Raw genomic sequence first — 10,410 nt, forward strand, 5'->3', positions numbered from 1 at the left:
GAGTTCTCAAGGTGCGGACGCTTCCTTCGTACTGACCCTCGCGGGCTTTCCTCCGGGCGCTTCCTTCGTTCTTGCGTTTCCGACTCTATCAGATCCTTTCGGCGTCTGATTCCCAGTCAGCGGGATTTGTCTTCCCGGCTGTTGGGCCGTTCCGACGAGTGAGACTTTAGCGGATTCCCTGCCCCCGACGCTAATCGGGCGGCTCGCGCTCGAAACGTTCGAACGTGGATTCCTCATTTCGCAAACGCGCATGAAGGCGGACGGCACGACAAAGCGCCGTCAGCTTCTGCGGATCTTGCGGAATGGCTGTTCGGGGCCGACCGGGGTCGGTGCTCACGTCGAACAGCTCGGAGAACGATACGGATCGGGGATCCCCGCGTCAACTTGGGCCCTCCGAGGCGGACGGCGATGGCCGCCCAACCCGCGCCACCACAGGCCGGGCAGCCTTTCGCCGGAGCTGGTCAGACACACCCCGACCAGGCGTTTCCCCGTTGACGTGCGTGGGGTCCCGACGATCGGAGCTGCCGGCGTGCACGGCCTCGCGGTAGGCCACTTCACTGTCCGGACCGGTCATGCCGGACTGTCAGCGGCGACTGTTCCCATGACGCCATGAGCACTGTGTACGAGATCGCCGCCCTTCTCCCCGACCCCTCCCGACTCCGTGCCCATCTGCGCGCACTGGCCGTCCTGGACGCCACGATCGGGGACGATCCGCGGTTCTCCCAGTACACCTTCGACACCACTTGGGGGCCCGGCATGGAGGCGGCCCTGATGGAGAACGGTTCGGGGGACGACTTCTCCGTCCTCTTCACCCCGGCCGGCGTGCTCATACGCGGCTTCGACCACGAGTCGCCGATGAGCCCATACGGAACGGACGACATACGGGTCTGGCCCGGTGTCATCGACGACGTGCCCGCCACACTGCGCCCGATCCTGGACGAGCCCGCCTTCCGTGAAGAAGGCATCAACACGCCTCGGGTCACCGCATGCCTGTGGCGGGAGACCAGCGACACCGCCTGGCGCACCGGGTCGGCCATCCCCTTCCCCGCCGGCAGCGCGGACCCGGACGGCTCCGGCTTCCTCTTCCGCCTCATCACCGACCGCTCCCCCGAGACCGTCCAGGCCCACTTCGAGGACGCATCATGAGGGAGACGCTGACGCGCGGTGAGTGAGTACCGGGCCGTCTTCCGACCCGAGGCGCAGGCCGAGCTTCGGAAGATCCCTCGCGACATGGCACTGCGCATCCTCGCCAAGCTGACCGAGCTGGAGAGCGACCCCCTCGGCTTCAACACGACCGCACTCGTATCGCAGCCTGAGCGCCGTCGCCTGCGAGTTGGCGATTACCGCGTTGTCTACACGATCGACAACGGGGAACTGGTGGTCTGGGCGGTTCACGTCGGACACCGCTCCACCGTTTACGACACCTGATATCGCCTGACCCGGCGCCAGAATATCCAGCACCCATCCGGGCACCATGCCAGCACGGGAGGCTCACCCAAGCAGTCAGTAGTGGTACCTGACTGTGAGGACGGTGATCTCCTTGTCCGTCACCAGATAGCCGAGACGGTGTTCGTCGTCGATCCGCCGCGACCACACCCCAGGCAGGTGGTACTTCAGCGGCTCGGGCTGACCGATGCCGGTGAACGGATCGCGCCTGACGTCCTGGATCAGCCTGTTGATCCGGGCGAGCATCTTGCGGTCGTTCTTGAGCCAGGACGTGTAGTCATCCCAGCCCTGATCCTCGAAGACAAGCCTCACGCGGCACCCGCACCCGCGTCCGCCGAATCCGGATCGATCAGCTCCCGCTCGGACACGTTGATGTGCGCCAGGGCGTTCTCGTACGCCTTGAGCAGTCGACGGGCGTTCGCCGGCGAGCGCAGCAGGTACGAGCCCTCGCGCAGGGCCGCGGTGGTGTACACATGGCACACTCGGTACGCTTGAGCGCATGACGCAGCCGCTGCCCATAGAGTCCATCCGCGACGTGCGCGCCCACCTGGCGGAAGTCGTGGAGCGCGCAGACCGCGACGACGTGCCCACGGTCATCACGCGCCGAGGCAAGGAAGTCGCCGCCGTCGTCTCCATCGAGGTGCTGCGCAAGTACCAGGAATGGGAAGAGCGCGAGATCAACCGGATCATCGACGAGCGCATGGCCAACTCTGCACCCGGCATCCCGATCGAGGACGTCATGAGGGAGACGCTGGCGCGCGGTGAGTGAGTACCGAACCGTCTTCCGACCCGAGGCGCAGGCCGAGCTTCGGAAGATCCCTCGCGACATGGCACTGCGCATCCTCGCCAAGCTGACCGAGCTGGAGAGCGACCCCCTCGGCTGCGACACGACCGCGCTCGTGTCGCAGCCGGAACGCCGTCGACTGCGAGTCGGCGACTACCGAGTCGTCTACACGATCGACAACGGGGAGCTCGTGGTCTGGGTGGTACACGTCGGGCGTCGCTCCACCGTTTACGACACCTGACGCCAGCTGATCCGACGTCAGAATATCCAGCATCCATCCAGCACGGTGACGACGAAGGGGTCGACTCCCTGAGGAGTCGACCCCTTCTGACCTGCCCACTTGACAGATTACCTAGCGTGCAGTAACAGGTCGATTACACGTTGAAGCGGAATGTCTGAAGCCCGATCCTGACCTGCGGCGGAACCCCCTCCAGGGCCCTGACCTGGGATTTCCTGGTTGGTACGCGTTGGCTCCCGACGGCCGTTTACGGGTGTCCTGCGGACTGGCTGCGGACTGGCCGGGGATCCCGAGGCAGAGAAATCCATGGCACACGGGCGGGACCTGCAACGAAACTGCGCAGGTGAGCGACTCCTACCCCTGCCCGTGCTACGGACACCGCGTGCTGAGCGCGATGCCCGGCTCGTACGAGATCTGTCCCGTCTGCTTCTGGGAGGACGACGGGGTCCAGTTCCGCTGGCCGACCATGGCCGGCGGGGCGAACAAGGTCTCCCTGATCGAGGCCCAGCGCAACTACCAGGACTTCGGCGCCTGCGACGAGCACGGCCTCCGGTTCGTTCGCCCGCCGGCCGAAGACGAGCCGCTCGACCCCGCCTGGCGCCCCATCGATCTGACCCGGGACTCCTTCGAGGACTGGGCAGCCGAGGACAGCGCCCCGTGGCCCGACGACAGCTCGGTTCTCTGCTGGTGGCTCCCCACTTTCTGGCGCCGGGACCACTCCGCGTCATGACCTCCCACATCGAGACACTCGTCCAGCAGCTCGACGGCAAGGCCGACGAGTCCTACGACGCCCGCGCGGAGCTGATCTGGATCGGCGCCGACGCCATACCCGCCGTCATCAACGGCCTGCCTTCCCTCGGCGGCTTCGGCCAGCTGACCGCCATCGAGGTCTTCGAGGAGGTGGGCGATCCCCGTTGCGGCCCCGCTCTCATCGGCCTGCTGGACAGCGACAATCCGACCGTCCGCGAATGGGCGGCCATGGCCCTGGCGAGCCTGGAAATCGACGGCGCCATCGAGCCCCTGCGCCGCGCCTATCGCGCCTGCCTGGAACGGGCGACCCCACCGGACTGGACCGAGTCTGTCGGCATCCGCTGGGCCCTGACCGAACTCGGCGCACGCACCCCCGCCGTCCCGCCGCTCACCGCGCGCCTACGACCCACCACTGCGGACAACGCCCCCGGCTGGCCTTCAGCCCACTTCACCGAGATCATCAACGACCTGGCCGACCACGCCCAGGTGATCCTCTACTCCCAATTCTGGCGAGTGGACGCCGGCGGCACATACGGCGTCTCCGGCCCCGCCCTGGACTGGGAACTCGACTGGACCGCGCCCTGGGAGCACCTGGTCGAGGAATCCCGCACCTGGTCCCTGCTGGAAGCCTCAGAAGCCCCCACCGGCGACAACATCTTCGTCGCCCCCACCTGGATCGACCGTACCGACCTCTACCCGGAGAAGTGACCGATGCCGCCCCAACACCCCGAGGAAGTCGGCTACGGCCATGTGGTCGAGAGCTACGTGACGAGGATGTACGGCGGCCTCCCGCGCTATCTCGTACTGAATGGCGGACGGTTCCTGGGCCCCCGGTGGTGGCACACCACCCGCTTCACCCGACACCTACTCAGTGACGCCGCCGCGATCACTGACGAGGAACTGGAAGCCCTCCTCGGGTACGAATGGCGCTCGCGTCTCACCGCCGGCTGGCTGATCGGCGTCGACCGCCGCGAACGGTTCCGGGCACGCATCGGCGACCTGCTCCTGGCCAGCGAGGTCTGCTACTCCGGCAGCGCCTACTGCTTCGCCCTGGCCCGCTTCGGCACACACGCCGACGCCGAGATCCTCACTGCCTACCTCGAGCGCTACCTCCCCCGCGCCGACCTCCACTACGACCAGTCCGCCGCCCTCGGTGCACTCCTTCGCCTAGACGCTCACCTTGGCACCCACCACGCCGACCGCTTTATCAAGCCCGGCGGCCTCTGGGACGAGTGGGTCAGGGGCGTGGGACACCTCGGCTACCTCAGCCACACCCCCGCCGAACAACGCCGGTGGACGGACCTCCAGTGCGAGTTCGCCAACGGCTGGTCACGCTCCTGACCTCCCCCGCCCGAGCCAACACCCAGCTACCGCACCGCGGTCATTGATGTCACGATCGTGTCTGCTGCAGCTCACCTCCTCTGAAATAGTTGGCAGACGAAACAGCTCTGATTCGAGGCCGGCGAGAGAGGAAGCACCATGTCGTACTCACTGGTCGTCGGTGAGCCGTACCCGAGGCAAGTCAACTGGCCGAAGTCCGCTGCCGACCTGGTACTCAGCGAGAACCACGTCGAGATCATCTATTCGTTCGACGGCCTCACGTCAGACGAGCTGGCCGCGTTCACGACCGGCTCAGCGACGGTCGCGGTCACCGTCGGGGACAGACATTTGATGTGGTGCTACCGCTTCGACACCCCGGCCCGCCCCGGCGCCCCGAAGGGGGCTCTCGGTTGGGGCGACTCTCCATGGGAGGCATACCGCCAGCGCGGCCGCACTGTCGGCGTGCCCGGGCAGCGAGGTGAGCCCTTCACCGCGTACATGGTGCTCGTCGATGCCTCTACCGGCATCGTCGAGGGTCTACGGACGGTCGAGATAAGCAAAGATGTCGCGGACGCACTTCGATACGGCGTCGCCCGTCAGCTCGTGCTGCCCTACGACCATGCGGCCGCATCGCGTGAGATCGACGCGGTGTACCGACGGCACCCCAGCACACAGAGCCTCCTGAGGGAGGCCATCGCCGACCAGCAGATCCCTGCTCTCGGCAGCTGACCGATCAGCCGCAGTCAAGCGGGGGCACCGATGTACACGGTTGCCGAACTTTGCGAGGAGCCAATCCTGTTGGGGGACGTATCCTTCCAACCAGATTGACAGCTGGGGCAGGAGTTACGAAGGGGCACCCGTTCCCTGCCATGAGCATCGAGCACTGTAGGCGATAGGGGGAGACGGCATGGAGCTGCAGATCACCGTCGATACACAAGGCGACGACACGGCGGCCCACGATCTGTACTACTGGCTCCGGCAGGATCGTGAGCTCCGGCGCCACGCACAGGTCGAGCTGGCACTGCCTGTTAGCGCTTCTGGCCGCATGAACGCGGGAGAGACCATCAACATGTTCGTCAGCAACGGTCTCGCCGCCGCGAGCCTGTTGGTGAACATTGTGGTTGCCTGGCGAACAGCCCGCCCATCGTCACCCGGGCCGGTCGTCATCGCCCGCGGTGAAATGACCGTGACAGTCCACGACACATCAGAGGACACCCTGCGTCGCGTCGCGGCTTTGCTGGCTTCCACACCTCCGGAAGTAGCGCCAGGGACCATCGGCACGAGCCAGGCGTCGGCGCCCTCGGTCTCCGAAGATCGGTGATGCGCCTGCCCGATCCTGACGGAACCCGTGTAGTGCTGATCGGGGTGGACGAATACCAGCACTTCCCACCCTTGCCAGCGGTGCGCAACAACCTCACCGAGCTGGCCAAGCTTTTCAGGTCCCCACTCGGTGGAAGCCTTCCGGACAGACATTGCACGACGGTACTCAACCCCACTGACATCAGCAGCGCGCTCGACCCCGTACACCGGGCGGCGAGTGAAGCGTCGGACACCCTGGTGGTGTACTTCGCCGGCCACGGTACGCGGCTACCCGATGGCTCCCTCCGTCTCGCCGTGCGCAACTCAGAACGGGGCAGGAAACAGTACGCGTCCGTGGCCTTCAACGACCTCCGTACCGAAGTGCTGGACAGCACGGCTGTCAACAAGGTCGTGATCCTGGACTGTTGCTACAGCGGTGCTGCGCTGGAGGGGTTCATGGGGAGTACCGATGAGGTCGCGGACGAGACCATCATCGAAGGCACCTACGTCATGACCGCCTCAGCAGCGACGCAAGCGGCTATGGCTCCCCCGGATGCCCCACTTACAGCGTTCACCGGCGAACTCGTCCAGGCGATTACCAATGGCATAGTAGAAGTGCCGGACCCGCTGGACATGAGCTCCCTGTACAAGTACGTGCACGGTCAACTCAAATCGCAGGGAATGCCGCTGCCCCAGCAACGAGCCAGCGGACTGGGGCACAACATCGCACTTTTCCGTAACAAGTGGCGCCCGCCCACAGAGAAACCGACGCTCTCGGTGAAGCGGGAGGAATGGTTCCGTGAGATTCACCAGGAACTGCTCGGGCACTTAAGGGATGTCTCGGCACTCGCCCAAGACCAGATCCGCTCCGATCTCGGCGATCCGACGCTCATCCGCTCACTGCTGGTAGCACGAATCGCCACTCAACTCGCCCAGGGCAAGAGCACCACGACCATCAGCGACATTCTCTCCTCCAGTGGGGTGTTCGCCACTCCGTTCCCCAGCACTGACGAACTCTCCGAACTCATCGCCGAGGTCCAGTCCGGATACGAAGCAGACGGGCTGGCCAACAGCGTTCCGTTCCTCGGAAGTCTGGGACTCTCCCCGTGGGCGCCAGAGAGCACGTACATGTTGCTGATCGAATACTGGGCTGCCCAGCGAAGCCGTACGATGCCTCGTCCACGCGTGGAGCGGGAACTCAGCGATCTTTGGGACACCACGGACACCCGCGTCCTGAGCGCGCTCTCCTCGCTGCCGTCCCTCCCACTGGTCACTTATCCCGACCCTTGGGAAAAGCTGAAGGCCGAGCCGGATCTTCGAGTCGGCACCGTCACAGCAATGGTGCTCGGCGAGCGCGGTGGAGGCGACCGTGCTTGGGAACACTGGATGTCCACTCGCCCATGGAGCACACTCAACGCCCGCCACTTGGTTCAGCTTGGCGGCGATCTCGTCCGGTGCAAGGCAGCTCAGCGGACCCTCGCCCAGTACGTCGCTCTGGCACCAGCGGGCCATGACTCCCGTACAGTCTTCGTACGGGCGGCAAATAGCATCGAAGAGCAATTGAAGGACATCGCACTCGCCATCGAAAGCATTAGCGCCATCGAGTACGACTTGCTACGCGAGCGCACAGCGGACGAGCACTTCCAGGACGGTTGCCTTGCCACCTTCAGCAAGCACCTTCTGACGCGCCCTCAAATCTTCACGCCCTTCGAAGAACACAAGATGAACCATGGCACATGGGCTGCGATTCCGTGGTGGTCCCTGGTAGTTCACGGTCAGCAAGAACAGCGGGCGGTTGAGGACTTCCTGAAGCGCGGCAGCCTCCAACTGGAGGTGGTCGCCGAAAGTCCCGATGCCGACGAGCTCGTCATCAGCTGCGAGGAACCCGACCTCGGACCTTCATGGATAACCGCCCGACTCATCTTCGATCTTCGCGACGTCGTGCAGGCCTGCGAGTTGCTCCTTCTGGGGCGGCGGCAATCTGTGGTTCTGGACTTCCTCAGCGAGCACATCGACGAGTGGGACGATCGGCAAGTGCATCTAGCCGGAAGTCTCGACCTCTCGCTCGGGCCGGAGATCGGAACAACACTGACCGATGTCGCAACCCGTGCCCTGCGCCGACTTTTGCCTGGTTCTCATGGCCCATCGCTCCATCACGAGGGTGTGCCGGCACTTGATCGGCTCCTCGGCTCGTCACGGCTTCCGAGGATCGCCCGCTGCCCTCGCTAGCCGGTGCGCTCGCACGCTCGGACGAGACCGCAGTAGCCGACTTCGCGTGGGTACTCGCCGCCTCCGCCATCCTGGCAGCAGCTACCGATCCGCATTCTTGAACAATGATGACGGGCATGGACGTCGCCCCCTCGGAATGACAGAAGCGCATCCGATGGTCGGCGCCGAGACCCACTGGTCGCAGCATCACGCGGACTGCTGCGGACAGCAAGGCTCCCTGACTTGCGTCACCGCAGGTCAGGGAGCCTCTGGAGGCTTACTCACACGTTGAAGCGGAACTCCACGACGTCGCCGTCCTGCATCACGTACTCCTTGCCCTCCATGCGGGCCTTGCCGGCGGCGCGGGCTTCGGCGACGGAGCCGCAGGCGATCAGGTCGGCGAAGTGGATGACCTCGGCCTTGATGAAGCCCTTCTGGAAGTCGGTGTGGATGACACCGGCCGCCTCGGGGGCCGTGGCGCCCTTCTTGATGGTCCAGGCGCGGGCTTCCTTCGGGCCGGCCGTCAGGTAGGTCTGCAGGCCCAGGGTGTCGAAGCCGACGCGGGCCAGGGTGGCGAGGCCGGGCTCCTCGGCGCCGACGGACTGGAGGAGCTCCATGGCGTCCTCCTCGTCGAGCTCGGCGAGGTCCGCCTCCAGCTTGGCGTTCAGGAAGATCGCCTCGGCCGGGGCGACCAGGGCGCGCTGCTCGTCCTTGAAGGCCTCGTCCGTCAGCTCCTCCTCGTCCACGTTGAAGCAGTAGAGGAAGGGCTTGGTGGTCAGGAGGTGCAGGTCGTGCAGGAGCTCGGCCTTCTCGGAGCCCTGGACGATGCCCTGGGAGAAGAGGGTGTCGCCCTTCTCCAGGATGTCCTTGGCGGCCTCGACCGCGGCCACCTTCGGGGCGACGTCCTTCTTGATGCGGGCTTCCTTGGCCAGTCGCGGCAGGACCTTCTCGATGGTCTGCAGGTCGGCGAGGATCAGCTCGGTGTTGATCGTCTCGATGTCGTCCTTGGGCGAGACCTTGCCGTCGACGTGGACGACGTTCTCGTCCTTGAAGGCGCGGATGACCTGGCAGATCGCGTCCGACTCACGGATGTTCGCGAGGAACTTGTTGCCCAGGCCCTCGCCCTCGCTGGCGCCGCGCACGATGCCGGCGATGTCGACGAAGTCGACGGTGGCGGGCAGGACGCGCTGCGAGCTGAAGACCTCGGCCAGCTTGCCCAGACGGTCGTCCGGGACGCCGACGACGCCCACGTTGGGCTCGATGGTGGCGAACGGGTAGTTGGCCGCCAGCACGTCGTTCTTGGTCAGGGCGTTGAACAGGGTCGACTTGCCGACATTCGGCAGACCGACGATTCCGATCGTGAGCGACACGTTGGCGACTTCCCGTAGCTGCTGGAGGGTACGGCCCGGGCATGGGCCATCAGACAGTTTACGCGTGTCCCAGGGCCTCGAACCGGGGTGCGGCGCCTAGCCTCGAAGGGTGGAGCAATACAGGTTGCGGTCAGATCATCACCCCGCGCAGCGACAGCGGCAGCGGCCGGCGGTGCCTCCGGCCCAGCGGCGACCGCCTGCCGGTGGCGGCGGGGCGCCCGCACGGCCCCGGTTGCGGCCGGGTGTGCCGCGGCCGGGCGCGCAGCGCCGGCTGCCCCGGCCTCGGCTGACCGGGCTGGGCGGCGGGTTGTTCGCCTGCGCCGCGATGGTGCTGGCGGGTGGGATCGACTGGCTGGTCTTCGACGTGTCCCTGATCGCGTACGGGGTGCTGTTCCTGCCGGTGGCCGCGATGACCGCGCTGTGGGTACGTCCGGCGGACCTGGTCACCGCTCCGGTGGCGGTGCCGATCGCCTTCGCGGTGGGGGTGTGGCCCATCGCGGGCGGGTCGGGGGGCTTCGGCGGGCAGGTGATGGGGGTGGTCACGGCGCTGTCGCTGCATGCGGGGTGGTTGTACGCGGGGACGCTGGTGGCAGCGCTGATCGCGCTGGCGCGGCGGGCGGTGTGGAGCAGTCGGCGGCGGATGGCCGCGGCGCGGCGCGTGCCTGCGCAGGGCTGACCGCTCCTCCGGGCCTTGCCCGGGCCCGGGCTGGGCACCTCGCCGTGCGATGCGGGCGCTGCTCCACCTTGCGCCGTGCGGTCAGGCGGGGCGGACCACCTCCGCCATGGTGTGGGTGCCGGCCGTTCGCCACGGCCGTGGGGCAGGCCTGCCGGCCCCCTCGCCGCCGCCGTGTGGGCGGGCGCGCCGGCCCCGTCCCGCCGGCCGTGTGGGCAATCGCGTCGGCCGCTCGCCGCTGGCCGTGTGGGTGCCGGCCGTTCCACGGCCGTGGGGGGCAGGACGGGCGGCCCCGTCCCGCCGGCCGTGTGGGCAATCGCGC

The 10,410-nt window shown here is 66.5% G+C and carries 13 protein-coding genes and 1 pseudogene; 11 read left to right on the forward strand and 3 right to left on the reverse strand.

The window, feature by feature from the left end; all coding sequences use genetic code 11:
• The first annotated feature begins 609 nt into the window (after positions 1-609).
• Together AC067U_RS29460 and AC067U_RS29465 are read left to right on the forward strand one after the other, a co-directional pair.
• Positions 610-1,146: a hypothetical protein gene (locus AC067U_RS29460; RefSeq protein ID WP_478832841.1), complete on the forward strand. Its 537-nt coding sequence runs from the start codon at positions 610-612 to the stop codon at positions 1,144-1,146.
• 18 nt (positions 1,147-1,164) lie between these two features.
• The gene (locus tag AC067U_RS29465) at positions 1,165-1,428 is read left to right on the forward strand and encodes a type II toxin-antitoxin system RelE family toxin (protein ID WP_478832842.1); all 264 of its coding nucleotides are present in this window, start codon (positions 1,165-1,167) and stop codon (positions 1,426-1,428) included.
• Between the two features lie 75 nt (positions 1,429-1,503).
• Here the strand turns inward: AC067U_RS29465 and AC067U_RS29470 are convergent, their stop codons facing one another.
• On the reverse strand, positions 1,504-1,758 hold the full coding sequence (locus AC067U_RS29470; protein WP_478832843.1) for a Txe/YoeB family addiction module toxin: 255 nt from the start codon (positions 1,756-1,758) through the stop codon (positions 1,504-1,506).
• A pseudogene (locus tag AC067U_RS29475) lies at positions 1,755-1,907 on the reverse strand (type II toxin-antitoxin system Phd/YefM family antitoxin); the annotation flags it as partial. The gene AC067U_RS29470 and the pseudogene AC067U_RS29475, both read right to left, overlap by 4 nt.
• A gap of 38 nt (positions 1,908-1,945) precedes the next feature.
• On the opposite strand from AC067U_RS29475, the gene AC067U_RS29480 reads away from it, so the two are divergent.
• The 8 genes from AC067U_RS29480 (at position 1,946) to AC067U_RS29515 (ending at position 8,066) form a co-directional block, all read left to right on the forward strand.
• Positions 1,946-2,215: a type II toxin-antitoxin system Phd/YefM family antitoxin gene (locus AC067U_RS29480; protein WP_478832844.1), complete on the forward strand. Its 270-nt coding sequence runs from the start codon at positions 1,946-1,948 to the stop codon at positions 2,213-2,215.
• Positions 2,208-2,471 (forward strand): type II toxin-antitoxin system RelE family toxin, encoded by a 264-nt coding sequence (locus AC067U_RS29485; RefSeq protein ID WP_478832845.1) that lies wholly within the window; start codon positions 2,208-2,210, stop codon positions 2,469-2,471. The genes AC067U_RS29480 and AC067U_RS29485 overlap by 8 nt, the downstream gene beginning before the upstream one ends.
• A gap of 340 nt (positions 2,472-2,811) precedes the next feature.
• Positions 2,812-3,198: a CPCC family cysteine-rich protein gene (locus tag AC067U_RS29490; protein ID WP_478832846.1), complete on the forward strand. Its 387-nt coding sequence runs from the start codon at positions 2,812-2,814 to the stop codon at positions 3,196-3,198.
• Positions 3,195-3,926, forward strand: a complete 732-nt coding sequence (locus AC067U_RS29495; RefSeq protein WP_478832847.1) for a HEAT repeat domain-containing protein — start codon at positions 3,195-3,197, stop codon at positions 3,924-3,926. The genes AC067U_RS29490 and AC067U_RS29495 overlap by 4 nt, the downstream gene beginning before the upstream one ends.
• 3 nt (positions 3,927-3,929) lie before the next feature.
• The gene (locus tag AC067U_RS29500) at positions 3,930-4,559 is read left to right on the forward strand and encodes a DUF6000 family protein (RefSeq protein WP_478832848.1); all 630 of its coding nucleotides are present in this window, start codon (positions 3,930-3,932) and stop codon (positions 4,557-4,559) included.
• Between the two features lie 138 nt (positions 4,560-4,697).
• Positions 4,698-5,267: a hypothetical protein gene (locus AC067U_RS29505; RefSeq protein ID WP_478832849.1), complete on the forward strand. Its 570-nt coding sequence runs from the start codon at positions 4,698-4,700 to the stop codon at positions 5,265-5,267.
• Between the two features lie 178 nt (positions 5,268-5,445).
• A complete protein-coding gene (locus AC067U_RS29510) occupies positions 5,446-5,859 on the forward strand; it encodes an effector-associated constant component EACC1 (protein ID WP_478832850.1) in 414 nt (137 codons plus the stop codon).
• Positions 5,859-8,066, forward strand: coding sequence for a caspase family protein (locus AC067U_RS29515; RefSeq protein ID WP_478832851.1), 2,208 nt, complete (start codon positions 5,859-5,861; stop codon positions 8,064-8,066). The genes AC067U_RS29510 and AC067U_RS29515 overlap by 1 nt, the downstream gene beginning before the upstream one ends.
• Before the next feature lie 260 nt (positions 8,067-8,326).
• On the opposite strand, the gene ychF is transcribed toward AC067U_RS29515, so the two are convergent.
• A complete protein-coding gene (gene ychF / locus AC067U_RS29520) occupies positions 8,327-9,415 on the reverse strand; it encodes a redox-regulated ATPase YchF (RefSeq protein WP_478832852.1) in 1,089 nt (362 codons plus the stop codon).
• Positions 9,416-9,659: 244 nt separating this feature from the next.
• On the opposite strand from ychF, the gene AC067U_RS29525 reads away from it, so the two are divergent.
• A complete protein-coding gene (locus tag AC067U_RS29525) occupies positions 9,660-10,091 on the forward strand; it encodes a DUF6542 domain-containing protein (RefSeq protein ID WP_478832853.1) in 432 nt (143 codons plus the stop codon).
• Positions 10,092-10,410: the final 319 nt, after the last annotated feature.

This window comes from Streptomyces sp. NPDC043853 (genome assembly GCF_056436025.1).